Annotated in this window: 28 protein-coding genes and 1 riboswitch; of the genes, 14 read left to right on the top strand and 14 right to left on the bottom strand. The window is 66.1% G+C overall.

All coding sequences use genetic code 11. The features are described 5' to 3' along the window. Positions 1–75: 75 nt before the first annotated feature. From AB7O82_RS05720 to AB7O82_RS05710, 3 genes are all read right to left on the bottom strand, one after another. Complete coding sequence (locus AB7O82_RS05720; protein ID WP_428538275.1) at positions 76–1,392, bottom strand: class I SAM-dependent methyltransferase; 1,317 nt, start codon at positions 1,390–1,392, stop codon at positions 76–78. 30 nt (positions 1,393–1,422) lie between these two features. Beyond that, on the bottom strand, positions 1,423–2,436 hold the full coding sequence (locus AB7O82_RS05715; protein ID WP_428538272.1) for a class I SAM-dependent methyltransferase: 1,014 nt from the start codon (positions 2,434–2,436) through the stop codon (positions 1,423–1,425). Between the two features lie 79 nt (positions 2,437–2,515). Then, positions 2,516–3,514 carry a Bug family tripartite tricarboxylate transporter substrate binding protein gene (locus AB7O82_RS05710; protein ID WP_428538269.1) on the bottom strand — a complete coding sequence of 333 codons (999 nt, stop codon included), beginning with the start codon at positions 3,512–3,514 and terminating at the stop codon, positions 2,516–2,518. Positions 3,515–3,580: 66 nt separating this feature from the next. Between AB7O82_RS05710 and AB7O82_RS05705 the strand changes: the two genes are divergently transcribed. Beyond that, on the top strand, positions 3,581–4,789 hold the full coding sequence (locus AB7O82_RS05705) for a CaiB/BaiF CoA transferase family protein (RefSeq protein ID WP_428618880.1): 1,209 nt from the start codon (positions 3,581–3,583) through the stop codon (positions 4,787–4,789). Between the two features lie 218 nt (positions 4,790–5,007). On the opposite strand, the gene AB7O82_RS05700 is transcribed toward AB7O82_RS05705, so the two are convergent. Then, a complete protein-coding gene (locus tag AB7O82_RS05700; RefSeq protein WP_428538263.1) occupies positions 5,008–5,721 on the bottom strand; it encodes an alpha/beta fold hydrolase in 714 nt (237 codons plus the stop codon). 193 nt (positions 5,722–5,914) lie between these two features. Between AB7O82_RS05700 and AB7O82_RS05695 the strand changes: the two genes are divergently transcribed. The 5 genes from AB7O82_RS05695 to AB7O82_RS05675 all read left to right on the top strand — a co-directional run bounded on the left by AB7O82_RS05695 (position 5,915) and on the right by AB7O82_RS05675 (position 11,738). Continuing rightward, positions 5,915–7,930 (top strand): MHYT domain-containing protein, encoded by a 2,016-nt coding sequence (locus AB7O82_RS05695; RefSeq protein WP_428538260.1) that lies wholly within the window; start codon positions 5,915–5,917, stop codon positions 7,928–7,930. 33 nt (positions 7,931–7,963) lie between these two features. Further along, positions 7,964–8,761 carry a response regulator gene (locus AB7O82_RS05690; protein ID WP_428538257.1) on the top strand — a complete coding sequence of 266 codons (798 nt, stop codon included), beginning with the start codon at positions 7,964–7,966 and terminating at the stop codon, positions 8,759–8,761. A gap of 289 nt (positions 8,762–9,050) precedes the next feature. Continuing rightward, a complete protein-coding gene (locus tag AB7O82_RS05685) occupies positions 9,051–10,208 on the top strand; it encodes an OpgC family protein (protein WP_428538254.1) in 1,158 nt (385 codons plus the stop codon). Next, on the top strand, positions 10,205–10,957 hold the full coding sequence (locus AB7O82_RS05680) for an SGNH/GDSL hydrolase family protein (protein ID WP_428538252.1): 753 nt from the start codon (positions 10,205–10,207) through the stop codon (positions 10,955–10,957). Before AB7O82_RS05685 ends, AB7O82_RS05680 begins: the two co-directional genes overlap by 4 nt. Before the next feature lie 4 nt (positions 10,958–10,961). Continuing rightward, a complete protein-coding gene (locus AB7O82_RS05675) occupies positions 10,962–11,738 on the top strand; it encodes a cyclase family protein (protein WP_428538249.1) in 777 nt (258 codons plus the stop codon). Positions 11,739–11,824: 86 nt separating this feature from the next. Here AB7O82_RS05675 and AB7O82_RS05670 read toward each other — a convergent pair whose 3' ends face one another. From AB7O82_RS05670 to AB7O82_RS05650, 5 genes are all read right to left on the bottom strand, one after another. Beyond that, positions 11,825–12,373, bottom strand: coding sequence for a carboxymuconolactone decarboxylase family protein (locus AB7O82_RS05670; RefSeq protein ID WP_428538246.1), 549 nt, complete (start codon positions 12,371–12,373; stop codon positions 11,825–11,827). A gap of 48 nt (positions 12,374–12,421) precedes the next feature. Then, entirely contained in the window at positions 12,422–13,045 is a 624-nt protein-coding gene (locus AB7O82_RS05665; RefSeq protein ID WP_428538243.1) for a hypothetical protein, read from the bottom strand. Positions 13,046–13,055: 10 nt separating this feature from the next. Continuing rightward, positions 13,056–13,961 carry an aldolase gene (locus AB7O82_RS05660; protein ID WP_428618877.1) on the bottom strand — a complete coding sequence of 302 codons (906 nt, stop codon included), beginning with the start codon at positions 13,959–13,961 and terminating at the stop codon, positions 13,056–13,058. A gap of 464 nt (positions 13,962–14,425) precedes the next feature. Then, positions 14,426–15,154 carry a DUF1194 domain-containing protein gene (locus tag AB7O82_RS05655; protein ID WP_428538237.1) on the bottom strand — a complete coding sequence of 243 codons (729 nt, stop codon included), beginning with the start codon at positions 15,152–15,154 and terminating at the stop codon, positions 14,426–14,428. 114 nt (positions 15,155–15,268) lie between these two features. Then, a complete protein-coding gene (locus AB7O82_RS05650; protein WP_428538234.1) occupies positions 15,269–15,958 on the bottom strand; it encodes an RNA recognition motif domain-containing protein in 690 nt (229 codons plus the stop codon). A gap of 273 nt (positions 15,959–16,231) precedes the next feature. Between AB7O82_RS05650 and AB7O82_RS05645 the strand changes: the two genes are divergently transcribed. Both AB7O82_RS05645 and AB7O82_RS05640 read left to right on the top strand, forming a co-directional pair. Next, positions 16,232–16,396: a hypothetical protein gene (locus tag AB7O82_RS05645; protein ID WP_428538231.1), complete on the top strand. Its 165-nt coding sequence runs from the start codon at positions 16,232–16,234 to the stop codon at positions 16,394–16,396. 10 nt (positions 16,397–16,406) lie between these two features. After that, positions 16,407–18,098 carry a thiamine pyrophosphate-binding protein gene (locus AB7O82_RS05640; protein ID WP_428538228.1) on the top strand — a complete coding sequence of 564 codons (1,692 nt, stop codon included), beginning with the start codon at positions 16,407–16,409 and terminating at the stop codon, positions 18,096–18,098. 360 nt (positions 18,099–18,458) lie between these two features. On the opposite strand, the gene AB7O82_RS05635 is transcribed toward AB7O82_RS05640, so the two are convergent. From AB7O82_RS05635 to AB7O82_RS05620, 4 genes are read right to left on the bottom strand one after another with little or no spacing between them, the layout of a single operon-like run. Continuing rightward, a complete protein-coding gene (locus AB7O82_RS05635; RefSeq protein ID WP_428618874.1) occupies positions 18,459–18,689 on the bottom strand; it encodes a hypothetical protein in 231 nt (76 codons plus the stop codon). Between the two features lie 15 nt (positions 18,690–18,704). Then, the gene (locus tag AB7O82_RS05630; RefSeq protein ID WP_428618871.1) at positions 18,705–19,082 is read right to left on the bottom strand and encodes a type II toxin-antitoxin system VapC family toxin; all 378 of its coding nucleotides are present in this window, start codon (positions 19,080–19,082) and stop codon (positions 18,705–18,707) included. Continuing rightward, positions 19,079–19,336, bottom strand: a complete 258-nt coding sequence (locus AB7O82_RS05625) for a type II toxin-antitoxin system Phd/YefM family antitoxin (protein ID WP_428618868.1) — start codon at positions 19,334–19,336, stop codon at positions 19,079–19,081. The genes AB7O82_RS05630 and AB7O82_RS05625 overlap by 4 nt, the downstream gene beginning before the upstream one ends. A 5-nt stretch (positions 19,337–19,341) precedes the next feature. Then, positions 19,342–19,593, bottom strand: coding sequence for a type II toxin-antitoxin system Phd/YefM family antitoxin (locus tag AB7O82_RS05620; protein WP_428538216.1), 252 nt, complete (start codon positions 19,591–19,593; stop codon positions 19,342–19,344). Between the two features lie 72 nt (positions 19,594–19,665). Then, positions 19,666–19,741, top strand: a riboswitch (SAM riboswitch). A gap of 65 nt (positions 19,742–19,806) precedes the next feature. On the opposite strand from AB7O82_RS05620, the gene metZ reads away from it, so the two are divergent. Continuing rightward, the gene (metZ, locus tag AB7O82_RS05615) at positions 19,807–21,018 is read left to right on the top strand and encodes an O-succinylhomoserine sulfhydrylase (protein ID WP_428538213.1); all 1,212 of its coding nucleotides are present in this window, start codon (positions 19,807–19,809) and stop codon (positions 21,016–21,018) included. Continuing rightward, positions 21,018–21,629, top strand: coding sequence for a TenA family protein (locus AB7O82_RS05610; protein ID WP_428538210.1), 612 nt, complete (start codon positions 21,018–21,020; stop codon positions 21,627–21,629). Before metZ ends, AB7O82_RS05610 begins: the two co-directional genes overlap by 1 nt. 99 nt (positions 21,630–21,728) lie before the next feature. Here AB7O82_RS05610 and AB7O82_RS05605 read toward each other — a convergent pair whose 3' ends face one another. Then, complete coding sequence (locus tag AB7O82_RS05605) at positions 21,729–22,175, bottom strand: MarR family winged helix-turn-helix transcriptional regulator (protein ID WP_428538207.1); 447 nt, start codon at positions 22,173–22,175, stop codon at positions 21,729–21,731. A 79-nt stretch (positions 22,176–22,254) separates the two neighbouring features. Between AB7O82_RS05605 and AB7O82_RS05600 the strand changes: the two genes are divergently transcribed. The 4 genes from AB7O82_RS05600 (at position 22,255) to AB7O82_RS05585 (ending at position 26,311) form a co-directional block, all read left to right on the top strand. Next, on the top strand, positions 22,255–22,728 hold the full coding sequence (locus AB7O82_RS05600) for a PaaI family thioesterase (RefSeq protein ID WP_428538204.1): 474 nt from the start codon (positions 22,255–22,257) through the stop codon (positions 22,726–22,728). Between the two features lie 169 nt (positions 22,729–22,897). Next, positions 22,898–23,290 carry a Co2+/Mg2+ efflux protein ApaG gene (gene apaG / locus AB7O82_RS05595; protein WP_428538201.1) on the top strand — a complete coding sequence of 131 codons (393 nt, stop codon included), beginning with the start codon at positions 22,898–22,900 and terminating at the stop codon, positions 23,288–23,290. 11 nt (positions 23,291–23,301) lie between these two features. Next, positions 23,302–23,928: a GTP cyclohydrolase I FolE gene (folE, locus tag AB7O82_RS05590; RefSeq protein ID WP_428538198.1), complete on the top strand. Its 627-nt coding sequence runs from the start codon at positions 23,302–23,304 to the stop codon at positions 23,926–23,928. Positions 23,929–24,502: 574 nt separating this feature from the next. Then, on the top strand, positions 24,503–26,311 hold the full coding sequence (locus AB7O82_RS05585; protein WP_428618865.1) for an ABC transporter ATP-binding protein: 1,809 nt from the start codon (positions 24,503–24,505) through the stop codon (positions 26,309–26,311). The last annotated feature ends 67 nt before the right edge of the window (positions 26,312–26,378 follow it).

Below are 26,378 nucleotides of genomic sequence, written 5' to 3'. Positions count from 1 at the left end.
TCTGCGTGTGCCTGGTGGTTACGGCGCGGCTCTTCGGGACAAGCCCGGCTACAGATCCGGAACCCTGACGTCTCTTCACCTCGCAGCATCGACGTACTTCCGCCCGCGGAATGAAAGCGTCAAAGGGCTGCCGCCGACGATCTCAAACCAGATGATGGATTCGGCGACGAGGTCCAGTTCCAGATTGAAGTCTCCCGCGTCTGGAAGGCGAAGGACTTCGACGATGTCGCGTTTCTGACCCTGAACGACGCGGTCGCGCGAGATCGGCAAGCGTCCGAAGTCATTATCCAGCAGGGTTCCGTCGGCTGCTTTGAGATGCATGCCGACATTGACGTTGCCGGGCTCGAACCCTGAAGGCAGCCACGTCGCTGAACCGGTGTTCTCGACCACGAGGGTCAGGCGTACGCTGTCCGCGTCGACCGGAGTCACATCGACAAGCTGCAGGCGGTAGTTCAAGCCTTCGATGAAGCGACTGTCAGCTTCGCGTGAGGCGGATTTGTAGAGGAAGAAGACCCGTCGATTGCGGTGAACCTCGAGATTGCCGCGCGAGAACACCACGTCGTCCGGAACTGTCCGTGTCTCGATGAACCGATTGAAATCGTCGAGCGGGACCAGCTCCTGCCGCGGCATCGAGAACGACAGCTTGATGTCGGCAAAGCCGCAGGCTCGCGCGATGCTCCATATCTCGTCGACGCGAATGTCGTTCTCTATGACATTGAAGGCTCGCATCTCGATTTGCGAGGAGGGCATCAGGGAATGATACGGACCGGGCTCGACAAAGGCTGCGATGCCATCGTCACGTAGGACGCGCGAGAATTCGGCCAACATCGAACGCTGGTCCGGCACATGGTGAAAAGCGTCGAAGCTCAGGATTCGATCGAACGTGCCGCTTTCGGCCGGAATAGATCGACCGTCGAAGACCCGAAAATCGATCGGCAAATCCCGGGTCAGAGGATCCTCCTGGTGGATGCTCCGACCGATCTCCAAGGCATTTTTCGACACATCGAGAGCAGTCACGCGACATTTGAGGCTGGCCAGGATTCGGCTGGACCAGCTTGTCCCGGCGCCAAAATCAAGAACATTGACCTGAGGATAAAGGCGAAGCCCTTCAATCGCGTGCGACAGGCCAGTCAAGATCTGAACCGATTCCCGAAGATCGGTGAACGGCTTGCGACGTAGTATCGCGTTGTTCATCAATGGGGCAAAATAGGCGTCTGCCAGCTCGGCGTGCTTGGTATGGTCGTACCGCGCGATCAAGTCGCGTACGTCGATCTGACCGGCCTGCAAAGTAGGTCGCTCGCCAGCGTCGGGCCTTGGTTGCTCCGGCACGGCTGGACGTGTTGCGCCAACAATCGCTCGGTACTGTTGCTCGAGTCGCCGAAGAATGGACATGACGTTCACTCGCAGCAAAGAGGTGGCTTTTCAATTGGCTTTGGCCGGCTCCCACGCCACGGATGGTACTTTGGCCGGCGCAGCAAGCTTGCGCACAAAGAAGTCCATCGACATTGCGCCCGGAATGCCGACGGCGTCGAACTCGCGGGCCTCCAGCAGCTCGCAACCGGCGTCTCGAATCGTGGCGAGCACCACCTCGTGGGGCAAGGCGTGCATTTCCATTTCCCCATGGGTTGGCGGGTTGGCGACATAGGCTGCGGCATCGAAGGCGTAGTCGGGTAGCACTGTGAGAAGCTGGAAGAACCCGAGGCCGCCAACGCTCAGCTTTGGCAAGATCGTCATCAGCAACCAGCGGATGACGGGGGGCGGATTGTGCTGAAGTACGATGGCGCTATAGAAGCACTCGAACGCCGGCAGCTCGTCGAGCGCTCCTAGCCGGTCGACGTGACGCAATTCGACGTTCTGACAATCTGCGGCTCGTACAGTCTCCTTGGCGAGCGCCAGGTGGCTCAAAGAGATATCGGCGCCAATCACGAGGCGGAAGGACTTCGCCAACCACAAGGTCAGGCGACCGACGCCACATCCTAGCTCGAAGCATGTTCCTTGCACGGGCAGCGCGATTCCGCACCGATCGGCGGCTCTGGGCAGGCGATCGACATCGGCCGCGCCGGATCCGTAGAACTCGTCTGCGGTCTCGGCGATCCGATCGGGCTTGAACCGGGGCGCCGTGAGGACAGACCAGTGGGGTGCGGTTTCGCCCAGTCGTTGCCAGCACGCCTCGACGTGCTTCAGCATTGCCGCCAAGGTCGCGGGATCGACCTCGGTATCTATGATCGGACCCTTTGCGATTGGAAGGTCCACGGTCGCCGTGACTGGAGGCTCCACTGTCGTTGAGATTGGAAGATTCGGGGTCGCTGGCGGCGCAGGCTCCTCAAGGTCGGTTCTCGGCACAGAGGGTGCCAAAGGCTCGCCGTTTGATTTTCCGACGCCGAGCCATTCTGCCACGCTCGAAATGCGCTTCTTCAAAGATGCCAGCAAGTTCATGAACTCCAGGCCAACTGGAAGAGTAGATCGTCGCGCACTATAGGCACCCGGCGAGAACGAGACACTGCTGCAAGCCTGTCTACTGCGGCTCGATGCGCGCGATCCGCACGTAGTTCGCCCACTTCGCCCGCTCCTCGCGATCCTGCGCCGCGCACTGCTCGAGCGTCAGCGGCCTGGAATTGAGCGCGAACTCGTTGGCGAGGCGATTGGCGATGTCGGGCGAGGTTATGGCCTCGTTGATCAGCGCATTGAGCTTCTCCTGGATCGGCCGCGGGGTCGCCTTGGCGACCGCGATGGCGAGGAAGCCGGTGGTGGTGACGCCGGGGAAGGTCTCGCCGAGCGTCGGCAGATCGGGATAGAGCGGGCTGCGGCGCGGCAGGGTGATGGCGAGCGGCCGAGCCTTGTTGGCCACGACCTGGCCGCGACCCGCCGTCAGGTCGACGAACATGAACTGGATGGCGCCGGAATAGAGATCGTTCCAGGCATTGCCGATCGCCTTGTAGGCGACGCCCTGCCAGTCGACGCCGGCCTGCCTGGCCAGCACCTCGGCCGGCACCTGGGAGCTGGCGTTGAAGTAGCCGAAATTGAGCTTGCCGGGATTGCCCCTGGCAAAGGCCAGCAGGTCGGCCAGCGAGCGGTAGGAGCTGTCCGCCGGCACCACCAGGAAGGCGCCGCTCGAGCCGATCACGCCGACCACCTGGAAGTCCTTCTCCGGGTCGTAGCCGGGGCTCTTGTACATGTGGACGTTGGCGGCGTTGGTCGAGGTGGTGGCCAGCATCAGCGTGTAGCCGTCGGCCGGCGCCGACTTGGCGGCCAGCACGCCGACGATGCCGTTTGCGCCCGGCTTGTTCTCGATCACGACCGGCTGGCCGGTCTTGTCCTCGATGAACTTGCCGACCAGGCGGGAGGTGATGTCGCCTGATCCACCCGGCGCGAACGGCACGATGATACGGATCGGCTTGGTCGGATAGCCGCCGCCCTGGGCGGCGGCGGGGTACGCGGCGAGCGGCGCCACGGCAGCGGCGGACGAGGCGATCAGAAGGAAACGGCGGGAAAGCGTCATGCGAAATGTAGTCATGAGGGCTCAATCTAATGCAATGGCCGCGCATGGACAGCGCGCGGCCCGCAGCCCTACCTTGCGTCCATGTCACAATCAGGCCGGCCACCACTCAGCGGCATACGCGTCGTCGATTTCTCCCGCGTCATCGCGGGCCCCATGTGCACCCAGATCCTGTCCGACATGGGCGCCGAGGTGCTCAAGATCGAGAATCCCGACGGCGGCGACGACACGCGCAAGGGCGCCGGTCCGCGCGCCGGCGGCGAGCAGGGCGAGAGCCATTTCTTCATGGCGTTCAACCGGGGCAAGAAGAGCGTCGCGCTCGACTTCACCAAGCCGGAAGGCCAGGCGATCGTGCACAAGCTGCTGGCGACGGCCGACGTCATGGTCGAGAACTTCCGGCCGGGCGTGCTGAAGAAATACGGCCTCGATTATTCCAGCCTGCAAGCCAGGTACCCGCGGCTCATCTGCCTGTCGATCTCGGCCTACGGCCAGAGCGGCCCGCTGTCGGACCGGCCGGGCTACGATCCCGTCCTGCAGGCCGAGTCCGGCATGATGAGCGTCAACGGCGAGGCCAACGGCGAGGGCCTGCGCCATGCCATCGCCATCGTCGACACCATGACGGCGATCCATTCGGTGGCGGCGATCAACGCCGCGCTGTTCGCACGGCACGACACCGGAAAGGGCCAGCAGATCGATCTGGCGCTCTACGACACCGCGCTCGCCTCGCTCGGCAACATGGGCTCCTACTACCTGATCGGCGGCGACCAGCCGCGTCGCGCCGGCAACGGGCACTTCGCCTCGGCGCCCAACAGCTCGTTCGAGACCAAGAACGGTAAGATCTACATGGCGGTGGCCAACCAGAAGCTGTTCACCGACACCTGCAAGGCGATGGGCCATCCCGAATGGGTTACCGATCCGCGCTTCTCGACCATCGGCCAGCGCGTCGCCAACAAGCCCGAGCTGACGCGGCTGATGGAGGAGGTGCTGAAGACCGATACCAAGGAAAACTGGGCGCAGAAGTTCCGCCATCTGCCGGCCGGGCCGATTCGCACCATGAAGGAGGCGCTCGACGAGCCCGAGGTCAAGCGTCGCGGCATGCTGAAGACCTACCAGCACGCGCGCGTCGGCCCGGTGCCGCTGATCGGCTCGAACTATCACTTCTCCGACACGCCGGTCGACGACACGCGACCGCCACCCGCGCTCGGCGAGCACACCGATCGCGTCCTCCAGGAGATCGCCGGCCTCAGCGTCGCCGAGGTCGAGGCGCTGCGGGCGAAGAAGGTGATTGGGTGAGTCTTCTCCTCCCCAGCGTCTGCGCTGGGGAGGTGTCGCCGTCTTCGGCGACGGAGGGGTCATGGCTTCTTCGCTGGGAGTGCGCCACTCCTGTGGCGCTCTTCTGGTTGATCACATAGCCCATGAGCGCCACAGGAGTGGCGCGCTCCCAGCGCATGACCCTCCGTCGGCGTAAGACGCCGACACCCAGCGAAGACGCTGGGGAGGAGAGGAACAAGTCACCCCAGCCACCGCTTCAGGATCGCGTTGGTCTCCTCGGGCCTTTCCATCGTGACGAGATGGCCGCACTGCTCGACCACGATCAGCTCGCTGCCCTTGATGGCGGCCGCCATCTCCTCCGCCATGAACAGCGGCGTGGCGGCATCGTCGCGGCCGCACACGACGATGGTGGGACAGGCGATCTTTGGCAGGTCGGGCCGGCGGTCGGGGCGGACCGCCGCCAGCTCCTCCTGGCGCTTGTAGATTTCGACACCGATCTCGCTGCACATGGTCGTGACCGCGTCGACCAGGGCCTTGTCGGGCAGGCGCCAGGCCGGGATGAAGCGGCTCATCTGCAGCCCCAGCACGAGCTCGAAATGGCCCTCGCTCGCCAGCCTGATGCGGGCGCGGCGGATGGCGCGCTCGGTCTCGTTCTGGCTGCGCATGCCGGTGTCGAGCAGGGCCAGTCGGGTCACCCGATCGCCCGCGAACTGCATGATCTCGACCGCCAGCATGCCGCCCAGGGAAAGGCCGGCGAGGGCAAACTTCTCGGCGCGCATTTGGCCGACCACCCAGCGCGCGGCGCTTTCCCAACTGTCCCAGACGGCGAGAGGCGCGGCGCGCCAGTCCGGCACCACGATGTCGGCCTGGCCTGACAAAGCCGCCACCTGGGCGGCAAAAAGACGGGGCGAGCAGAGCATGCCGGGCACGAGCAGCAGGGGTGTCTTGGCCATTGGTTCCTCCAGGGCAGCACCTTAGCCCAGGCGGCGCTCGGCGCTCGACAGCCCAGGCGGCGCTCCTCGCCCGACAGTCCGGGCGGCGCTCGGTGCTCGACCGGCATATGCAGTGTGCGGCGCCGACTGGCGTCCTTCGGTACGATCCTGTACCAACAGGGGGTCTGCAGGTGCAATTCGAGGGCATTTGCCGATGGACCTTTCGAGCTTCTTCGCCCTGGGCTCCGATCCATCCCAAGCTTTGCCGGGCCGCTACAACTACGCGCTCGTCTTCCTGTCGTACCTGGTGGCGGCGCTCGGCAGCTATGCCTTCCTGCAGTTCGCGACCCGGATCGCCGACCTGCGCGACCAGGGACTGCGGCTCAGCTGGCTCGCCATTGGCGCCATCGCCATGGGCGGCGCCATCTGGGCCATGCACTTCATTGGCATGCTCGCCCATGTGCTGCCGATCCCGGTCGCCTACGATCCCCTCATCACCGCCCTGTCGATCGTGCCGGCCATCCTGGCCGCCGGCATCGCCCTGCACGTCGTCGCCCGACCGGTGGTCTCGACCAGTCGCCTGCTGATCGGTGGCGCCCTGATGGGGGCGGGCATCGGCGCCATGCACTACACCGGCATGTCGGCGATGCGGCTCGACGCCCGCGTCCGTTACGACCCGACCCTGTTTGCCGCGTCGATCGTCGTCGCCGTGTTGCTGGCGATCGTCGCCCTGCAGACGCGCGACTTGCTGGGCAGGTTGTCGCGCGTCGTGTCGAGCCAGCTGCGCGAGGTGGTGGGCGCGCTGATCCTGGGCCTGGCGGTCGCAGCGATGCACTACACGGCCATGGCGTCGACCTATTGCTTCGCCGAGGCCGACCAAGCGCGCGGCGCCGGCGCCTTTGACAATGCCCTGTTCGCCGCGATCATTGCCCTGATCGCGACCCTCGTTCTGCTGATGGCCATCCTGGCCGTGATCTTCGATCGGCGCGTCGCGGTCGAGACCCGCATGCGCCAGGAGGCGATGGACAGCCACCGCCAGACCAGCGAGCAGCTCTTTCAGGCGCAGAAAATGGAGGCGGTGGGTCAGCTCACCGGCGGAGTGGCGCACGACTTCAACAACATCCTGATGATCGTGCTGGGCAATGCCGGCGCCATCCTGGAGGACGAAAGCGTGCCGGCCGACATCGCCGACCGCGCCCAGCGCATCTTCGAGGCCGGGGAACGGGGCGCCGAGCTGACGCGCCAGCTTCTGGCCTTCTCGCGCCGGCAAGTCCTGAAGCCCGAGATGACCGACCTGAACGACCTCGTCGCGTCGACCAGCCGGCTGCTGTGGCGGACGCTGGGTGAGCATATCGACCTGCAGACTCTGGCCGCCTCGAACCTGTGGATGACCAACGTCGATCGCTCGCAGGTCGAGACCTCGCTGATCAATCTCTGCATCAATGCGCGTGACGCCATGCCCGGGGGCGGCCGCCTGATGATCGAGACCCGTAACGTCACGCTCGATGGCGCCTATGTCGCGCGGCAGGACGACGAGGACCTGGTTCCCGGTGAATACGTCATGCTGTCGGTCACCGATTCGGGCTCGGGCATGCCACCCGAGGTCCTAAAGCGCGTCTTCGAGCCGTTCTTCACCACCAAGGCGACTGGCAAGGGCACCGGCCTCGGCCTCAGCATGGTCTATGGCTTCATTCGCCAGTCGGAGGGCCATATCGTCATCACCAGCGAGGTCGGCCGTGGCACGAAGGTGTCGATGTACTTCCGGCGCGGCGTGGCGGTGGTGCCGGCGGCGGCGGCCGCTCGCAAGCAGGCCCTGCCCGGTGGCAACGAGAGCATCCTGGTGGTCGAGGACGAGGACTCGGTGCGCTCCATCGTCACCGAGCAACTGCGCAGCCTGGGCTATCACGTCAAGCACGCCGCCAACGCCGACCAGGCGCTGGAGTGGCTGCGCGCCGCCCGATTTGACGTGCTGCTGACCGACGTCATGATGCCCGGCCGACTGAACGGCAAGGGACTATCCGAGGAAGTCGAGCGGCAGTGGCCCGAGACCCGCATCGTGTTCATCTCGGGCTATTCCGAGAACGCCCTGCAGCACGACGGCCAGCTCGACAGCGGGGTGAGGCTTCTGCCCAAACCACATCGCAAGGCCGATCTCGCCAACATCATCCGCAGTGCCCTCGGGGCGACCAATGGTGGCCCGGGCCTCGGCCGCCTGGCACCGTCGGGCTAGCGGGAGTCGCGTGAGCGGCGAAGGAGCAGAGTCATGATGACGGCGGACGACAGGGAACTGCTGCAGCATTTCGTCGATGACCTGACCGACTACGCGGTCGTCATCCTCGATCCCCAAGGCAACATCCGGACCTGGAACGCCGGCGCACGCGAGCTGCTGGGATACGCCGAGGAGGATATTGTCGGCCGGCGATTTTCCGAGCTGTTCACCAAGGCCGACATCGTCACCGGCCAGTCGAGCGCCGCTCTCAAGGACGCCCTGCAATGGGGCCGCCACGAAGCGACGAGCCGATTCGTGCGCAAGGACGGCAGCCGGTTCGAGGCGAAGATGATCCTGCGGCCGCTTTCCGGCGGCCGCCAGCGGTTCGCGGGCTACGGCATGATCGTCTACGAGGCCTCCGAGTCGAAGCGGGCGTCCGCGGCGGAGCCGCGCTCGGGCAAGGTGGTCGCCCTGCACGCCACGGCGAAAATCCTGGTGGTCGACGACGACAAGCTCGTGCGCGAGCATGCGGTGGACGAGCTGGCGCGCTTGGGCTACGGCGTGGTCTCGGCGGGAAGCGGCGAGGAAGCGCTCGCGGTGCTGCAGCGCGAGGACGACATCGACCTCCTGTTCACCGACGTGGTGATGCCGGGCTCGCTCGCCGGCCGCGCCCTGGCCGCCAAGGCAACCGAGCTGCGCCCCGGCCTCAAGGTGCTGTTCGCCTCGGGGTACTTCGAAGGCGCCCTGGTGGGCCGCGGTGACCTCGAGACGGACGTCCAGTTTCTCATGAAGCCGTACGTCAGGAAGGAGCTCGCCCAGAAGATCGAGGCGGTCCTGAAGTCAACGTCGTAGGCTCCCCACGAAGTCGGGAGGTGTCCGCGTCTTCGCGGACCTGCCTTCGCCGAAGCGAAGCCGTTTCGGCTTCGCGCTGGCTGGCGGTGGGGTCATGGATCATGCGGACCGCGGGCGTCCCGCCCGCACAAGTTCATGTGGGGGCGGGACGCCCGCGGTTCGGAAGATTCATGGCCCCTCCGTCGGCGTAAGACGCCGATACCTCCCCAACGAAGACGAAGGGGAGGAGAAGCGAGTCGCGCCGCCTCATATAGCCTCGCCGAGGCGCCTGGGATACCAATGGCAAGCCATGGCTGCGTTGCCCGTCATCGCCTCCGGCCGCGACATCCGGCTCGACCTGTTCCGCGGTCTGGCCCTGTGGTTCATCTTCCTCGACCACATTCCAACCAATGTCGTGAGCTGGCTGACCGTGCGCAACTACGGCTTCAGCGACGCCACGGAGATCTTCGTCTTCATTTCGGGCTATACCGCCGTCATCGCCTACGCCCGCATGATGGAGCGCGAGGGGTGGGTAAGGGCGGCGGCGCGCATCTACCGCCGGGTGTGGCAGCTCTATGTCGCCCACATCCTGCTGTTCGTCGCGTTCACGGCGCAGGTCGCCTGGGTCTCGATTGCCCGCGACACACCGTCGCTGATCGACGAGATGGAGTTGCTCGGGTTCGGCGAGAACCCCTACCGGGCCATTCTCGAGGCGGCGCTGCTCAAGTTCAGGCCGGTCAATCTCGACGTCCTGCCGCTCTATATCGTGCTGCTGGCGGTCTTTCCCTTCGTGCTGCCGGCCATCGTGCGCTGGCCGCTGGCCGTCATCGCCGTCTCCCTCGGCCTGTACGCCGTGACCTCCCACTATTCCTGGAACCTCCCGGCCTATCCCGACGGCAAGGTCTGGTTTTTCAATCCCATGGCCTGGCAGGTCGTCTTCTATGTCGGCGCCTGTTGCGCGATGCTGGGCAAGGAGCTCGCCTGGCTCGACCGCGTTCGCTGGCCGTTGGCCGTGCTGGCCGTCTTATATTTGCTGTTTTCCGGGTTCATAGCCCTGTCCTGGCATTACAATCCAATCGAGCGGCTGGTGCCCGCCTGGGTCGCCCGGGTGATCTACCCGATCGACAAGACCAATATTGACATCCTGCGCTTCATGCATTTCCTGGCCCTTGCTTGGCTGGTCCGCCTGGCCGTTCCCGCCCAGGCGCCGTTTCTGGGGTGGCGCGTGTTCGAGCCATTTCGCAGATGCGGGGAGCAATCCTTGCTTATATTCTGCCTCGGTACATTCCTTGCGTTGTCAGGGCAGGTGATCGTCAGTCATTTCGAGGAGTCCTTGCTGTCGCAAATTGGGGTGAGCGTCGGAGGAATCGTCATCATGTGCTGCGCTGCCTACATGGCGGCCTGGTTCAAGGGTGGTGGGGGACCTGCAAAAAGGCGGACGCCGACCACGGCGCAGGCCGCGTCATGAGCCGTCGTCTCCGGAAATCCTGGCTCGGACTGGCGGCCGCGTTCACGCTTCTCCTGCCGGCTGCCGCCTTGCCGCAATCCATGACCCTGTGCCGCGCCAAGCCCCAGCTGCTCGACCTCGGCACCCCGCTCAACATCGCCCGCAAGGCGATCGCCACGCGCAAGCAGCTGCGCATCATCGCCCTCGGTTCGTCGTCGACCTCGGGCTACGGCGTTTCCAATCCCGCCTTCGCCTATCCGGCGCAGCTCAAGATGGGGCTGGAGAAGGCGCTGCCCGGCATCGAGGTCGACGTCGTCAACCGCGGCATCGGCGGGCAGGACGTCGAGGAGATGGCGTCGCGCATGCGCGCCGAGATGGAGGGTAACCCGGCCTCGCTGGTGGTGTGGCAGACCGGGACCAACGCCGCCATCCGCCACATGCCGCTGCCCAAGTTCGAGCGTTGGCTGCGCAACGGGCTGACGCTCGGCAAGTCGCTCGGCTCGGATTTCGTGCTGATGAACCTGCAGTACGTGCCGGCAGTGGTCGCGGTGGCCGACAAGGAAGCCTACGAGAAGATCATGGCCGTCGTGGCGCGCGAGTTCGATGCCGGCTTGTTCCGCCGCTACGACATCATGCGCGACTGGTACGGGGACGGCATGCCGTACGCGCAGTTCGTGCAACTCGACGGGTTGCACCTCAACGATTTCGGCCAGAAGTGCATTGGCAAGCTGCTCACCCGGGCGATCCTGAACTCTCTTACCGGTCCCTGATACGATGCCGCGCCGTTTTGTTGATCTTTCGATCTACCTCGAGAACGACGTGATCTCCGATCCCGTCCCGTTCAACCCCAGGATCCAGTATCACAGGCACGAGAATACGGCGGCGCAGATCGCCGGCTTCTTTCCCGGCCTGAAGAAGGAAGACCTTCCCGACGGCGCCGGCTGGGCGGTCGAGAACGTCACCCTGTCGACGCACAATGGCACGCACCTCGACGCGCCTTATCACTTTCATCCGACGATGAACAAGGGCGAGCGCGCCATCACCATCGACGAGGTGCCGCTCGAATGGTGCTTCCAACCCGGCGTCAAGCTCGACTTCCGCGCCAAGGAGGACGGCCATGTCATCACCGCCCGGGAGATCGAGGAGGAGCTGGCGCGCATCGGCCACGAGCTGAAGCCGCTCGAGATCGTCGTCGTCAACACGCGGGCGGGCTCGCGCTACGGCAACAACGACTACGTCAATGCGGGCTGCGGCATGGGCTACGACGCCACCATGTACCTGCTGGAGCGAGGCATTCGCCTCACCGGCACCGACGCCTGGAGCTGGGACGCTCCGTTCTACTTCACCGCCCAGAAATGGGCGCGCGACCATGACCCGTCGATCATCTGGGAAGGCCACAAGGCGGGCCGCGACATCGGCTACTGCCATCTCGAGAAGCTGCACAACCTCGAGGCCCTGCCGCCCGATGGCTTCACCATCGCCTGCTTCCCGCACAAGATCCGCGGCGCCTCAGCCGGCTGGACCCGCGCCGTTGCGATCTTCGAGGAATAGCTGGGAGCGCACCACTCCGATGGCGCTCATGGGGTGTGTGATCGAGAAGAAGAGCGCCATCGGAGTGGCGCGCTCCCAGCGAAGAGCTACGCCAGCGGCTCGGGCTCGCCCGGCGGCAGGGGCATCTCGAAGACGTTGAGTGTCATCGACACCAGCATGTAGTAGCCGCACACGCCCACCAGATCGACCACGCCCTGCTCGCCGAGCGCGTCGACAGCGCGCTTGTAGTTGGCCTGGGCCACGCGGTTGGTCTCGAGATACTCGGTGACGAAATCGTAGACGATGCGCTCGGGCTCGCGCGTGAAGGGTGGCGTGGCGCGCGTCCTGATCGCCTCGACGATGTCGGCCGAGAGGCCCGCCTGCCGGGCGAGCCGGGCGTGGGCGTAGAACTCGTACTGCGCCTTGAAGTGCCGGCCGACCAGGCAAATCGCGAGCTCGGAGAGATCGTTCGGCAGCGAGTTGTTGAAGCGACAATACTCGCCGAGCTTCTGCGCGCGATCGGCGAGCTCGGGACGACGCAGCCAGGGCTCGAACGGGCCGCGCAAGCCGCCACGCGGCCCGGACGCGATCGCGTCGGCGACCTTCTTCTGTTCTGGCGTGAGCTTGTCGAGGTCGAGCGGAGCCAGTCGCGGCATGAAGCGGGATCCTTCTGCTGGTCGGGATGGTTGGAATCGACGGAGGGGTCAGAACGGGCAGCCGGCGTCGCCGGTCATGCTCCGGTCGGCGTTGTCGAAGATGCGGTTGATGATGGCGACGCCGGCGCGCTCGGCCTTTTCCGCTTGTGTGGTGCACGAGCCGGTCGCCGTCCACAGCACCTTGCCGCCGTCGACGGTGTAGAGGGTGAGGGTGATGCGCAGCGTCGGGCCGGCGGGAGCTGGTGCGAGGCCGTCGCGGCGACCGATCGGGTTGGACGGCAGCTCCATGCGCGGGTTGGAGCCGGGCGGCGCATAGTCGGGTTGGCCGCCGATCATCCCCTGGCCGCGACCGCCGCCGCCCGAGAGATCGAAGAAGGTCACGTCCATGCGCATGACGTTGCCGCCGCTGAAGCCCACCTCGTTGCCGCGCTGCGACAGGCGCACCATCACCTGGCGTCGCAGCTCACGCGACAGGTGGGTGTCCGAGGTGAGCTGCACCGCCACCTTGGTCTTCGGGATCTTCTGGAAGGCTTTGATCTCCATTTCGCCGAGCCTGGGACCCTGGCTGACACCCGGAATGCCCTGCGCCGAGAGTGGCGTTGCGGTCGTCAGGGCCAGGACGAAGGCCAGGCTCGCGAGCAGGCTGGCGGGTATGGGCAGGGCCAAAGGCATGGCGGTTCCCTCAGGCGGCCAGCCGGCGCCAGCCCGGCTCGTCGCGATCGAGCAGGCGTTTCAGCGATTCGAAATGCAGCACGGCCTGCTGCGATTCGCCGGCGATCTGGTTGGCGGTGTGCTCGGCCAGCGCGGCGTCGATGTTGTGCAACGGTCGGCCTGTCTGCATCGCTAGCACCTGCACCATGGCGGTGCGCTCGAGGTAGTAGAGCTCGTCGTAGGCCTGGGCCACGGTCGGCCCGGTGACGATCACGCCATGGTTGCGCAGGAACAGGATGTCCTTGTCGCCCAGGGCTCGGCACATGCGATCGCCCTCCTCGGCCGACAGGGCGACGCCGGAGTATTCGTCATCGTAGGCGATGCGGTTCCAGTAGCGGAAGGCGTTCTGGGTGCACATCTCGATCCTGCCGTCGCGGATCGATGTCAGCGCCGTCGCGTAGGGCATGTGGGTGTGCAGCACGACCTTGGCGCGCGGGTTGCCGGCATGCAGGCGGGCATGGATGAAGAACGCAGTCGGCTCGACGGAATAGCGACCCTCGACGATGTTGCCCGCGCCGTCGGCAATCACGAGATCGGCCGGCGTGATCTCCGACCAGTGGAGGCCCTGCGGATTGACCAGGAACAAATCCTCGCGTCCGGGCACCGCCATGCTGAAATGGTTGCACACGCCCTCGTTCAGCCCGTGACGCACCGCCGCCCGGAGCGCCGTCGTCAGGTCGAGTCGCGCCTGGCTCACTGGGTCGTTGGGCAGCATCGAACGGGGCTCCTTGGCGTGAATGGCGAATTGCCCGGCAATGATGCGGCCAAGCAACCATCGCGGCCAAGCGAAATCGCCGCGCGTATCGATGTCAGGCCATTCGCAATTGGGCGCACTCTTCTTCCAGCGTAACTGCTGCGGAGTGGACGCATCCTTCATGCTCTCCCCCATCATCGGCCCCATCATCGCGGGAGGTGCCCCAAAGGCGCTAAATTACGAAGGGACCTCACCCCGAGGAACGGCCCGGAGGGCCGCGTCTCGCTCCGGGCGAAGTAACCTTCGCCGCTGGCCAGCAGCGAGGGTGCTGCGACACGGCTTTTCCAACGATCTCCTGTATGGCCCATCCTTCGCGACGCGCCCTGCGGGCGCTCCTCAGATGAGGTCCCCTTCTACTTTGGCGCCTATGGGGGGGTGCCCCGTCATACGGGGGCGGAGGGGGAGGCCGCAGTCGAGATGCTTCAGATTCCGACGTCGGAACTTTACGAACCTCGTGTGAGGCCTTCCCGCTCCGGCCCTCCGGGCCACCTCCCCCGATTACGGGGGGAGGAAAAAGGAGATGCGTCCACTTCTGGGCTGATGACGGAGGAGGAACATGAAAGGCGCCAGATGCGATCGCTCTCGTGTCAGCCGGGACTCGCTTGCGACGTCGCGCCGATCGATGAAATTTCGCGCACCAGCTTGGTGCGCACCGCACGACCGAAATGGCCGAAATCGTCGGCCACGATCATGAAGGAGCCCGGTCCGCCGATGACGTTCTCCTCGTAGTACTTGTCGAGCATGAGGTCGGGTGGCCGGCCGAAATTGCTGCGGTTCATCATCACCGGCAGGCCGTTCACGACGATGCCTTGCGATACCAGCCGGTCGCGCACCATCTCCGCCGGCGGACCATCGTTGGTCCGGCCGTCGCCCGAAACGTCGATGACGCGTCGCTTGGACGTGAAGCCCGAACCCTCGAAGCGCTGGCCGGCATGGGCGAGCGCCGCACCGACCGCCGTCCAGCTCTGCGACTGACGCGGCGCTTCGCCGAGCTTCTCGGCGAAGCGCCGAGCCTCGGCCGCGCTGTCGATCACCGTCCAGTCGATCACCACGACCTGATAGTGCGTGCCGGCCCATTCGGTATAGCAAAGCGCGATGCGCTTGTGCTCACCCGACAGGATGGCGTCGATGATGCGATCGTTGGCCAGCGCCTCGACATAGCCGCGGCGTTGCAACTCGGCCTCGACCTCGTCGATCGATCGCGAGACGTCGACCGCCAGGACGAGCTGCAGGTCGACCGGCAAATCGGCCGCCCTGGCTGGCGTGGTCGCGACCAGGGCCGCCAGGGAACCCACGAGCGCAGTGCGTCGCTTCATCTCGATCTCCGGGTCTCTTGACCGGAGCAGTCTAGCACCGTCGGCCGGCGGTCACGCAAAAACGCCGGAGGATGATCCTCCGGCGCTTCCGCTCGAGTGCGCTCGAGACGAGACCTATTGATCGTCGTCGAAGCCGCGCTTGCGCGGTTCGTAGTCGCGATCGCGCCGCGGACGATCGGCGCCGCCGCCGCCTTCGCGCCGCCGCGGCGGACGACCGAAGTCGCCACCGGCACCGCCGCCACCGCCGCTGTCGAAGCCGCCGCTCGGAGGCCCGCCGGAGAAATCGGCGCGGCGATCGCGCATCGGTCCGCCGTCGCCACCGCCACCACCACCGCGGTAGCCACCACCGCCACCGCCGTCGCCACCGCGGTAGCCACCACCGCCACCGCCGTAGCCGCCACCGCCGCCGCCGCGATAGCCGCCGCCACCGCCTCCGCCATAGCCGCCGCCACCACCGCCACCATAGGGCGGGCGCGGGCCGCGCGGACGGAAGCCGCCGCCTTCGCGGCCGCCACCACCACCGCCACCGAATCCGCCGCCACCACCGCCGCCGGGCTGACGCTCGACAGCTTCGCGCACCGCGATCGAGCGGCCGTCCAGCAACGCGCCGTTCATGGCCTGCATGGCCGACGCACCTTGGTCATCCGTTTCCATTTCGAGGAAGGCGAAGCCGCGGCTGCGGCCGGTCTCGCGATCAACGATTACCTTTGAAGAAGTAACGGTGCCGAACTGAGAGAAGGCTTCAGACAAACGCTCAGACGTGACCGAATAGGGCAGATTGCCCACAAACAATTTACGACTCATTCGAAGCTCGGGGCTGGAGGAAGGATAGAGCGGAGTCCGGCGACCGCTTGCTGGACGACTGGGCCCAAGCGTTTCGTCGACATTTGACAGATGACCAAGAAGCTCACGGAAAGACGTTGACCGGAAATCGCGCCCCGCGACTGTGCCGATCTTTCGGCCAGTGTCGCAATGCCGCACTTATGCGCTGTTTCGCGGGAGGTGTCCACCATTGAGCGAGGGTTGAGATCGCACGGACGCGGTCACACAATTGCCGTGTAAATTGGAGGAATGTCCATGATTGTCGACCATCGAACCTACGAGCTGCAGCCCGGCAGGCTGCGCGAGTTTCTCACGCTCTACGAGAAGCAGCGCCTGCCGGTGCACACGAAGCATCTCGGCAATCTGGTGCACATGAATAACAAGATATTGGTGCCAACTTCATTCTCACCCACGAAGTAAGGGATCGACCATGACTACGGCCCATCCGCGCCGCAGCGGCGCGCAGGTTCTGATCGACCAGCTGCGCATCCATGGCACCGACACGATCTTCGGCGTTCCGGGCGAGAGTTATCTCGCGGCGCTCGACGCGCTCTATGCCCAGCGCAACTCGATCCGCTACGTCATCTGCCGCCAGGAAGGCGGCGCCGCCAACATGGCGGAGGCCTATGGCAAGCTCACCGGCAAGCCAGGTGTCTGTTTCGTGACACGCGGCCCTGGCGCAACCAACGCCAGCATCGGCCTGCACACGGGATTCCAGGATTCGACGCCGATGATCCTGCTGGTCGGCCAGGTCGGGCGCGAGCAGTTCGACCGCGAGGCGTTCCAGGAGATCGACTACCGCCGCATGTTCGGCCAGATGGCCAAGTGGGTCGCCCAGATCGAGGACGCGCGGCGCATCCCCGAGCTGGTGAGCCAGGCCTTCCATCGCGCCCTCAACGGCCGCCCCGGCCCGGTCGTGCTCGCCCTGCCCGAGGACATGCTGACCGATGAGGTCGAGGTCGCCGATGCCGGACCGTACAAGATCGCGCGTGGTGCGCCATCGGCCGCCGACATGGCGACGCTGCGCGGGATGCTCGCCGAGGCCAAGCAGCCGATGGTGATCCTCGGCGGCGGCGGCTGGAGCCGCGAGGCCTGCGCCGACATGGCGGCGTTCGTCGAGGCCAATGGCCTGCCGGTGACCACGGCGTTCCGCAACCAGGACCTGCTCGACAACCGTCATCCCAATTTCGTTGGCGACCTCGGCATCGGCGTCAACCCGCCGCTCGGCAAGCGCCTCAAGGACAGCGACCTGATCCTGGCGATCGGCCCGCGGCTCGGCGAGGCGACGACCGGCGGCTACACGCTGTTCGACCTGCCGGTGCCGAAGCAGCCCCTGGTCCACGTCCATGCCAGCGCCGAGGAGCTGGGCCGCGTCTACCAGGCAGCCCTGCCGATCAACAGCGGCATGGCCAACTTCGCCGTCGCCGCCCGCGCCATGAAGCCGGTCGACGGCTCGCGCTGGAAGGCCAACCTCGAGGGGGCCCGCGCCGACTACCTGAAGAACATCGAGCCCAACGAGCAGCCCGGCGCCGTCAACGTCACCGAGATCGTCGCCTGGCTGAACAAGCGTCTGCCCGACGATGCCATCGTCACCAACGGCGCCGGCAACTACGCCGCCTTCCTGCATCGTTTCTTCCAGTATCGCGGCTTCAAGTCCCAGCTAGCGCCGACCAGCGGCGCCATGGGCTACGGCGTGCCGGCCTCGGTCGCCGCCAAGATCACGGCACCCCACCGCATGGTGGTGTCGTTCGCCGGCGACGGCTGCTTCCTGATGAATGGCCAGGAATTCGCCACCGCTGTCCAGCACGGCGCCAACGTCGTCATCGTGGTCGTCGACAACGGCATGTACGGCACCATCCGCATGCATCAGGAGCGCGAGTACCCGACGCGCGTGCACGGCACCGAGCTCAGGAACCCCGACTTCGCGGCCTATGCGCGCGCCTTCGGCGGCCATGGCGAGACGGTCGACAAGACGGCCGACTTCGCCGCCGCCTTCGAGCGCGCCGTGGCGGCGGCCAAGCCCGCCATCATCCATCTCAAGACCGATCCCGAGGCGCTGACCTCGCGCATCACCCTGAGCAAGCTGCGCGAGCAGTCGCTGGCGCGGCAGAAGCTCAATTGATCGTGATCTTCCGGATCGCGGGTTTTCTTTTGGACCGCGGGCGTCCCGCCCGCTCAAAGCTTAAGAGCGGGCGAGACGCCCGCGGTCCGGAAGAACGCGCGATCCGGAAGAATGCTCAAGCATAGCTTGCGATTTGGTCCACGAGGCTCGCGGCGCGTTCGTGATGGCGTGGATGTCGCGCAGCAGCCTGCCCATCTCGGCGTAGATCGCAAAGCACTCTTGCTCGGAAAGGCCGCCTTCGTGATCGGCCAGAGGCGCCCCCCATCAATCGATCCATGATGACGAAGTTCAACGCGATCAGCGATTTCGACTCATCGGCGCGGAGGATGCGCGGCACCGGCGCGGTGAGCCGATGGCCGCTCATGAGACGCGCGACGAGGATTTCCTTCTGCATCTTCCGGTGCAGGCGGGATAGATCTTGATGACCAGCCCGGGTGCGCCGTCCGCCAGTTCGATGTCGAAGACGGCGCTGATCTCGCCGCGCCCGAAGGGCGAGACACCCGTCACGTGACGTCCTGGCGCGGCATGATCGACGATCGCTTGAGCCTGGGCATCGGTGAGCCTGAAGGCTGGCGTCAACATCTCGACCACAAATTGTCTCTCCGATCACGCCGCCAGCAGCGGGACGCCATAGGGCTTGAGGCGTCGATCGCGAGTGACGATCGTCAAACCATCCTCCATTGCCTGAGCAACCAGCATGCGATCGAACGGGTCGCGATGATGGAACGGAAGCCGTTCCAGTCGATCGATGTGCGCCAGCGAGATCGGCAGCAGTGTTGCCGCCATGCCCTCGACGGCGGCGGCGGGTCGATCGGGCAAGCGGAGCTTACCGATCGACATCTTGATGGTGAGCTCCCAGATCGAAGCGGTGCTGACGAATCGCTCGTTGTCAGGATCCAGAAGCACGCGCCGTGCTGCCGCTGCCAGCTCCTTGGGATTGGCCGCCATCCACACGAGGGCGTTCGAATCGATCAGCAGCTTCAACGCGCAGCAGTTTCTTCGAGGACATCGAACGTGGCCGCGATCTCGGCGTCCGTCTCCGGCGAATCCCAGCCGGGTCGAAGGATGATCTTGTCTTTGTCTGTGCCAAGTCGCGGCTTTCGGCGTGGCGCCGCATAGGGCGTAAGCCGTGCGACAGGCTTGCGGGCCAGGCAGATGACGATCTCCTCGCCCGCCCGAACCGCCGCAATCAGCTTGGACGGCTGCGTCTTGGCTTCGTGCGTGTTGACGTAGCGCATGGTTGCTAATCACGCTCCTTGAGGACGTCGAACATGGCCTCGATCTCGGCGTCTGTCTCGGGCGAATCCCACCCCGGGCGAAGCTCGACTTTGCCTTCCCACATCCCCAGCCGCGGCTTTCGGCGCGGCGCTTCGTAAGGGGTGAGCAGGGCGACCGGCTTGCCGGCCTGACAGATGGCGACCTTCTCGCCGGCACGCACTCGGGCAATCAGCTTGGACAGCTGGGTTTTGGCCTCGTGGGTGTTGACGTACTTCATGCTAGCTAACTTAGCTAATGCCACTTTCGCCTTCAAGATCGCGCTTGCCCTCGGTCGCGGTCGAGATTATAGAGCCGGCACCGTGGGATTTGGGCCGACCGGCTTGCGACCACGTTAAACATCGCTAAAAGGTCGGAGAGCTCGCAAAGCCCCCGCCCTTTTCGGTCGGGGGCTTTTCGTTTGCGCGTGCGGCGCAGGCGTCAGGAGGGAGCTATGGACGGAACGATCTCGAACAAGCGGGTGCGGGCGGATCAATCGGCGTGGCGACCGCAGACCCGCGCGGTGCGCGGCGGGCAGCTGCGCAGCAACTTCGACGAGACCTCGGAGGCGCTGTACCTTACCTCGGGCTACGCCTATGCGAGCGCCGAGGAGGCCGAGGCGACCTTCAAGGGCGAGAGCAGCCACTACCAGTATTCGCGCTTCGGCAATCCCACCGTCACCATGTTCGAGAACCGGTTGGCGGCGCTCGAGGGCGCCGAGGCCTGCCGCGCCACGTCGACCGGCATGTCGGCAGTATTCTTCGCCCTGCTGGCGCTGCTCAAGGCCGGCGACCGCGTCGTCGCGGCGCGCCAGCTGTTCGGCTCGTGCCATTACATCGTGGCCGAGCTACTGCCCAAGTACGGCGTCGAGAGTGAGCTGGTCGATGGCGGCGACCTCGCGGCCTGGGAGAAGGCCCTGTCGAAGCCGACCCAGGCGGTGCTGTTCGAATCGCCGTCCAACCCGATGCTCGACGTCGTCGACCTCAGCGAGGTCTGCCGGCTCGCGCACAAGGCCGGTGCCAAGGTCGTGCTCGACAACGCCTTCGCCACGCCGATCCTGCAGCGGCCGTTGGAATGGGGCGCCGACGTCGTCGTGCATTCGGCGACCAAGTACATCGATGGCCAGGGCCGTACGCTGGGCGGCGCCGTGCTGGGCTCGCGCGAGTTCATCCTCGAGAAGCTGCAGCCGATCATCCGCAACACCGGCCCCTCGCTCAGCCCGTTCAACGCCTGGGTTCTGGTCAAGGGGTTGGAGACACTGGGCCTGCGCATCGATCGCCATTGCGCCAACGCCGCCCGCGTCGCCGACGCGCTGGCCGGCCATCCCGCCATCTCGCGCGTGCTCTATCCCGGCCGCAGCGATCATCCGCAGCACGCGCTGGCGGCCAAGCAGATGTCCGGCTTCGGCGGCGTGGTGACGTTCGACCTCAAGGCCGGCAAGTGGGCGGCCTTCGAGACGCTGAATCGCCTGCAGCTCGTCGACATCTCGAACAATCTCGGTGACGCCAAGAGCCTGGTCACCCATCCGGCGACCACGACGCACATGCGCATCGGTGCGGCCGAGCGTGCCAAGCTCGGCATCGGCGACGGCACGGTGCGCATCTCGGTCGGCCTCGAGGATGTCGAGGACATCATCGCCGACCTGATGCAGGCACTCGGCGGCTGATGTCGCTCGCCAAGACGCTGTGGCAGGACAATTCCGATCTTGCCACGCGTATCCTGGGTCACGGCTTCGTGCGCGGGCTGGCCGACGGCTCGCTGCCGATCCACTGCTTCAAGGGCTACGTCGCGCAGGACGCCTACTTCCTCGAATCGTTCGCGCGCGCCTACGCGTTCTGTCTCGCCTACAGCACCGAGCGGGAGGATCTGCAGACCTTCGCCGACCTGATCGCCGGCGTGCGCGCAGAGCTCGAGCTGCACAAGAGCTATGCCCAGCGCTGGCAGGTCGACCTGTCGGCCGTCAATCCGCTGCCGGCGACCAACGCCTATGTCGTCTTCCTGATGCAGACCGCGGAGGCAGGCGATCTCGGCGAAACCGTCGCTGCCCTGACACCGTGCATGCGGCTTTACGCCTATCTCGGTCGTTCGCTGAAGACGCGCGACGTGGCGCCGCTCTATCGCGAATGGGTCGAGACCTACGCCGATCCCGAGTTCGAGAAGCTCGCGGCGCGGCTCGAAGCCCTCCTCGACCGCCACGCCAGCGACACCGCGCCGGTGCGCGCCAACTACCGCCGCGCCATGGAGCTCGAACACGACTTCTTCGACGCCAGTCTGTAACGGCGTGGGCCGATCGACCCCTTCCGGACCGCGGGCGTCTCGCACGCTCATGATTCATGAGCATGAGCGGGCGAGACGCCCGCGGTCCGGAAGAAAGCTCTACAGCGCCGCCAGCCGCTCCATCGACTGGTCGAGCGCGCCATGCAGCTCGCTGGTGAGCCTGGCGCCCATGGCGTCGCGCACTTCCTGCTCGGCCGTGGCCCACAGCGGCAGGGCCCGCTTGAACAGGGCGCGGCCGGCGGCGGTCGCCACCAGCTCGTGCCGGCGCTTGTCACCCGAGGCGGCGCGCTCGACCAGGCCGCCGCGCAGCAGCGGACTGAGGTTGCGGGTGAGTGTCGTGCGATCGGTCGCCAGCAGGTCGGACAGCCGGCCGATCGCCACCGGCCCCTCGGCGATGACGAAGCCGAGCAGAGAGAATTGCGAGATCTTGAGGCCGGTCGGCGCCAGGTGCTGGCTGTAGATCTGCGTGATGCGCCGGGCGGCGCCGCGGATGCGAAAGCAGGTGCATTCGCGGGGTGACAGGCGAAGCGGGGGCAGGGCCGGCATGACCGCGAGACTACTGCCATCGCTTGCCCGGACAAAGTGCCAATGTGTATATGCACGGAAATTGCGGAGGGAATGGATCATGGCCCCGGATGCCGGTTTCGGCGTGTTGTCGCTCGACGATGTACGGACCGTCGACGGCCTCGCCCTGTTCAAGGGCATGATCGAAGGCCGCTACCCGGCGCCGCCGATCGCGCGGGCAATCGGCTTCGAGGTGGCCAGGGTCGAGCGCGGCCTTGTCGAGTTCACCTACACGCCGAGCGCCGATCATCTCAATCCGCTGGGCAGCATCCATGGCGGCATTGCCGCGACAATGCTCGACGGCGTCATGGGCTGCTGCATCCACACCATGCTCGAGGCCGGCATCGGCTACACCACGCTCGAGATCAAGGTGAACTATGTGCGCGCCATGACCGAGAAGACAGGCAAGGTCCGGGCCGAGGGCAAGGTCCTCAATGTCGGCTCGCGCATCGGCACTTCGGAAGGCCGGCTCTACGATGCAAATGATCGCCTGCTGGCGCACGGCACGACGACCTGCCTGATCTTCCCGATGTGACCTGCTCCGTCGCGAGATCGCCGTGGCGCTGGACCGGAGAGGTCCGGCGCTCCGGGCCTGCACCGACCCTGCTGCCGACCAGCGCCGCGTCAGCTCTTCAGCCGCTTGGCGAATTTGACGTTTCGCGCGGGACGTCCCATGTCTTCGGCCACGCAGGGATTTTCGACGCATGTTCTCTACTACAACCCGTGGCATCCGCGTGACCGTCAGGCCGCAATATCTGCCCGACCAATCCGATCCGACGAAGCCCCAGTTCGTCTGGGCCTATCATGTCAGCATCGAGAACGGCGGCGATGTCACGGTGCAGCTGCGCAGCCGGCACTGGAAGGTGACCGACGGGCTCGGGCGCATGCGCGAGGTCAGGGGGCCGGGCGTCGTCGGCAAGACGCCGGTGCTGCGACCCGGCGAGAGGTTCGAGTACACTTCCGGCACACCGCTCTCCACGCCATCCGGCTTCATGGGCGGCACTTATCAGATGGTGAACGAGGCGGGCGAGAATTTCGACATCGAGATTCCGACCTTCTCTCTCGACACGCCCAACGTCGATCGCCGGCTCAATTGAGGGGAGCGAGCATGAACAGGATGCTGAAGAAGAGCGAACTCGTGTCCACTGCGACGGGGCTGACGCGACCGTCGCGCGAGGAGGCCGAGGCCGCCGTGCGCACCCTGATCCGCTGGGCCGGCGACGACCCCGATCGCGAGGGGCTGATCGGCACGCCCGATCGAGTCGTGCGCTCCTACGAGGAATTCTTTCGCGGCTACGACGAGGATCCGCGCGAGATGCTGCAGCGAACCTTCGAGGAGGTCGAGGGTTACGACGAGGTTGTGATGCTGCGCGACATTCGCCTCGAGTCGCACTGCGAGCACCACATGGTGCCGATCATCGGCAAGGTCCACATCGGCTACCTGCCCGACAAGCGCGTGGTCGGCATCAGCAAGCTCGCCCGCCTGGTCGATGCCTATGCGTTCCGTCTGCAGATCCAGGAGAAGCTCACGGCGCAGATCGCCAACACCCTGCAGGACGTCCTGCAACCGCGCGGTGTCGCCGTGGTCATCGAAGCGGCGCATCAGTGCATGACGACGCGAGGCGTGCACAAGTCGGACGTCGCCATGGTGACCAGCCGCATGCTGGGCGCCTTCCGCGACAACGGCGACACGCGCCGCGAGTTTCTGACCATGATCGGCCGGCCGGCGGTCTAGCAACGCGCCTGCTGGCGATGCCCTTTTGTCCTCTTCCTCCCCGTCTCACGGTCGTCTTGCGGGGGAGGTACCCCGTCTTACGGGCCTTCGCCGCGCCGAAGCGGCTTCGGCCGCGCAGGCGGGGCGGAGGGGGAAGGCCTCAGTGGCGATCTCGATCATTCCGACGTCGGGCCTTCATGGACTTCACGTGAGGCTCTCCCCCTCCGGCCAATGGCGCTGTAAACAGCGCCTAATCGGGCCGCCTCCCCCGATGACGGGGGAGGATCAGCCAGTCGTCTTGCCTCTGTCATCGAGTTACTGTACATTCCGCTCCGTCGACGGAAACCGCAGCGAAAGGAGGCGTCGGATGTCGATCATCTCGATCAGCGCGACCCTCGCTCCACGGTTCGGCATCGGGCGCTTTCGTTAGCTAAAGCAGCCCCGGGCGCCGCCACCCTGGCGCCCTCCCACCGTATCCACCCGTTTCGTCCATCGTTGGCGCTTCTGCGCGCGTCGAGCTCGCGCTCGATGCCGGTCTCGGCGCCGACAGGCTGAAGGGCCGATCCCGACTCTCAAAGGGGCTCGGCGTCGACATATGAGGGATCGCAAAGCAAAGGGCGGGCGCGACCCGTTCCTGCACACGCTGGCATTCGTCGCGGCACGCTGGCGCCGCCAGCCCGGCCGGGCCGCGCTGATCGCGGCAGGCGTGCTGATCGGCGCCGGCATCGAGCTCGTCCTGCCGATGCTGGCGGGCCGGCTGGTCGACATCATCGGCGGCGTAACCACCGTCCGCGACGCGACGCTGCGCGAGGCGCTGCTGGTGCTGGCCGCGATGGTCGGCAGTGGCGCCGTCGCCGTGGTGCTGCGCCAGGGCGTGTTCATGGTGGTGATCGCCTTCACCCTGCGCATGATGTCCGACGTGGCGCGCGAGGCGTTCGCGCGCGTGCAGCGCCTGTCGTCGGAATGGCATGCCGGTTCGTTCGCCGGCTCGACGGTGCGCAAGATCAGCCGCGGCATGTGGGCGTTCGACAACCTGAACGACACGATCCTGGTGGCGCTGTGGCCCTCCTGCGTCGTGCTGCTGGGCGCCGCGGTGCTGTTCGCCTTGCGCTGGCCTCTGATGGGTACGGCGGTGGCGCTGGGCAGCGCCGTCTATATCGGGCTCACGGTCCGGCTGGCGCTCCGCTATGTCACGCCGGCGGCGCGCCTGTCGAATGCCTGGGACAGCCGGCTGGGCGCCACGCTGGCCGACGCGGTGACCTGCAACCCGGTCGTCAAGTCGTTCGGTGCCGAGGCCCGCGAGGACGAGCGGCTGAACCGTGTCGTCGATCGCTGGCGCGCTCGCACGCACGTGCTGTGGGCGCGCGCGACCTGGGCCGGCACGCTGCAACTGATCGTGCTGGTGGCGCTGCGGCTCACCGTGATCGGGATGGTGCTGCTGTTCTGGTGGCAGGGCGCGGCCAGTGTCGGCGACGTCGTGTTCGTGCTCACCGGATACGGCGTGATTCACGGCTACCTGCGCGACATCGGTCACCACGTCGACGTCTTCCGTCGCTGCGTGAACGACCTCGACGAGCTGGTCGCCCTGCATGACCAGCCGCTCGGCGTCGTCGATCGCGCGGGAGCACGCGACATCGTGGTGCACAAGGGCGAGATCGTGTTCGACGACGTCGCGTTCGGCTACCGCGCGCAGGGAAGGCAGGTCTATGACGGGTTGAGCGTGCGCATCCCGGCGGGCCAGCGCGTCGGCCTGGTCGGCGCCTCGGGCTCCGGCAAGACGACGTTCGTGAAGCTGGTTCAGCGCCTGCACGACGTCGATGGCGGGCGCATCCTGGTCGACGGCCAGGACGTCGCCGGGGTGACGCAGGACAGCCTGCGCCGCCAGGTGGCAATCGTGCAGCAGGAGCCGATGCTGTTCCATCGCTCGCTGGCGGAAAACATCGCCTATGGCCGACCCGAGGCCTCGCGCGAGGAGATCCGCGCGGCGGCGCGCCTGGCGCATGCCGACGGCTTCATCACGCGCCAGACCAGGGGCTACGCCACGCTGGTCGGCGAGCGCGGCGTCAAGCTCTCGGGCGGCGAGCGCCAGCGCGTGGCGCTGGCGCGCGCCTTCCTGGCGGACACGCCGGTCCTGATCCTCGACGAGGCGACGTCGAGCCTGGACAGCGAGTCCGAGGCGCTGATCCAGGACGCGATGGAGCGGCTGATGCGCGGCCGCACGACCCTGGTGATCGCCCATCGTCTGTCGACGGTGCGCACGCTGGACCGCATCCTGGTGTTCGACCAGGGCCGCATCGTCGAGGACGGCAGCCACGCCTTGCTGATGCAGCGCAAGGACGGCCTCTACCGCCGCCTGGTGCAGCGCCAGGCCGAGGGCGTCGCGGATGGATTGTTCGCGGCGTGAAGCAAGCCGAGCTGCATTCTACTGGGTTGACCACATACATCGCTCGGAGCGCGCCACTCCGAGGGCG

It is taken from the genome of Reyranella sp. (assembly GCF_050185545.1).
Classification (GTDB): domain Bacteria; phylum Pseudomonadota; class Alphaproteobacteria; order Reyranellales; family Reyranellaceae; genus Reyranella.
The sequence above is the reverse complement of the archived record's forward strand: the minus strand, read 5'-3'. Positions and strand labels throughout refer to the sequence as shown.

What these genes read in the sequence shown, in the direction of transcription:
- AB7O82_RS05720 (WP_428538275.1), bottom strand. Translation starts at nt 1,392, where the DNA reads ATGTCCATTCTTCGGCGACTCGAGCAACAGTACCGAGCGATTGTTGGC.
- AB7O82_RS05715 (WP_428538272.1), bottom strand. Translation starts at nt 2,436, where the DNA reads ATGAACTTGCTGGCATCTTTGAAGAAGCGCATTTCGAGCGTGGCAGAA.
- AB7O82_RS05710 (WP_428538269.1), bottom strand. Translation starts at nt 3,514, where the DNA reads ATGACTACATTTCGCATGACGCTTTCCCGCCGTTTCCTTCTGATCGCC.
- AB7O82_RS05705 (WP_428618880.1), top strand. Translation starts at nt 3,581, where the DNA reads ATGTCACAATCAGGCCGGCCACCACTCAGCGGCATACGCGTCGTCGAT.
- AB7O82_RS05700 (WP_428538263.1), bottom strand. Translation starts at nt 5,721, where the DNA reads ATGGCCAAGACACCCCTGCTGCTCGTGCCCGGCATGCTCTGCTCGCCC.
- AB7O82_RS05695 (WP_428538260.1), top strand. Translation starts at nt 5,915, where the DNA reads ATGGACCTTTCGAGCTTCTTCGCCCTGGGCTCCGATCCATCCCAAGCT.
- AB7O82_RS05690 (WP_428538257.1), top strand. Translation starts at nt 7,964, where the DNA reads ATGATGACGGCGGACGACAGGGAACTGCTGCAGCATTTCGTCGATGAC.
- AB7O82_RS05685 (WP_428538254.1), top strand. Translation starts at nt 9,051, where the DNA reads ATGGCTGCGTTGCCCGTCATCGCCTCCGGCCGCGACATCCGGCTCGAC.
- AB7O82_RS05680 (WP_428538252.1), top strand. Translation starts at nt 10,205, where the DNA reads ATGAGCCGTCGTCTCCGGAAATCCTGGCTCGGACTGGCGGCCGCGTTC.
- AB7O82_RS05675 (WP_428538249.1), top strand. Translation starts at nt 10,962, where the DNA reads ATGCCGCGCCGTTTTGTTGATCTTTCGATCTACCTCGAGAACGACGTG.
- AB7O82_RS05670 (WP_428538246.1), bottom strand. Translation starts at nt 12,373, where the DNA reads ATGCCGCGACTGGCTCCGCTCGACCTCGACAAGCTCACGCCAGAACAG.
- AB7O82_RS05665 (WP_428538243.1), bottom strand. Translation starts at nt 13,045, where the DNA reads ATGCCTTTGGCCCTGCCCATACCCGCCAGCCTGCTCGCGAGCCTGGCC.
- AB7O82_RS05660 (WP_428618877.1), bottom strand. Translation starts at nt 13,961, where the DNA reads ATGAAGGATGCGTCCACTCCGCAGCAGTTACGCTGGAAGAAGAGTGCG.
- AB7O82_RS05655 (WP_428538237.1), bottom strand. Translation starts at nt 15,154, where the DNA reads ATGAAGCGACGCACTGCGCTCGTGGGTTCCCTGGCGGCCCTGGTCGCG.
- AB7O82_RS05650 (WP_428538234.1), bottom strand. Translation starts at nt 15,958, where the DNA reads ATGAGTCGTAAATTGTTTGTGGGCAATCTGCCCTATTCGGTCACGTCT.
- AB7O82_RS05645 (WP_428538231.1), top strand. Translation starts at nt 16,232, where the DNA reads ATGATTGTCGACCATCGAACCTACGAGCTGCAGCCCGGCAGGCTGCGC.
- AB7O82_RS05640 (WP_428538228.1), top strand. Translation starts at nt 16,407, where the DNA reads ATGACTACGGCCCATCCGCGCCGCAGCGGCGCGCAGGTTCTGATCGAC.
- AB7O82_RS05625 (WP_428618868.1), bottom strand. Translation starts at nt 19,336, where the DNA reads ATGCGCTACGTCAACACGCACGAAGCCAAGACGCAGCCGTCCAAGCTG.
- AB7O82_RS05620 (WP_428538216.1), bottom strand. Translation starts at nt 19,593, where the DNA reads ATGAAGTACGTCAACACCCACGAGGCCAAAACCCAGCTGTCCAAGCTG.
- metZ (WP_428538213.1), top strand. Translation starts at nt 19,807, where the DNA reads ATGGACGGAACGATCTCGAACAAGCGGGTGCGGGCGGATCAATCGGCG.
- AB7O82_RS05610 (WP_428538210.1), top strand. Translation starts at nt 21,018, where the DNA reads ATGTCGCTCGCCAAGACGCTGTGGCAGGACAATTCCGATCTTGCCACG.
- AB7O82_RS05605 (WP_428538207.1), bottom strand. Translation starts at nt 22,175, where the DNA reads ATGCCGGCCCTGCCCCCGCTTCGCCTGTCACCCCGCGAATGCACCTGC.
- AB7O82_RS05600 (WP_428538204.1), top strand. Translation starts at nt 22,255, where the DNA reads ATGGCCCCGGATGCCGGTTTCGGCGTGTTGTCGCTCGACGATGTACGG.
- apaG (WP_428538201.1), top strand. Translation starts at nt 22,898, where the DNA reads ATGTTCTCTACTACAACCCGTGGCATCCGCGTGACCGTCAGGCCGCAA.
- folE (WP_428538198.1), top strand. Translation starts at nt 23,302, where the DNA reads ATGAACAGGATGCTGAAGAAGAGCGAACTCGTGTCCACTGCGACGGGG.
- AB7O82_RS05585 (WP_428618865.1), top strand. Translation starts at nt 24,503, where the DNA reads ATGAGGGATCGCAAAGCAAAGGGCGGGCGCGACCCGTTCCTGCACACG.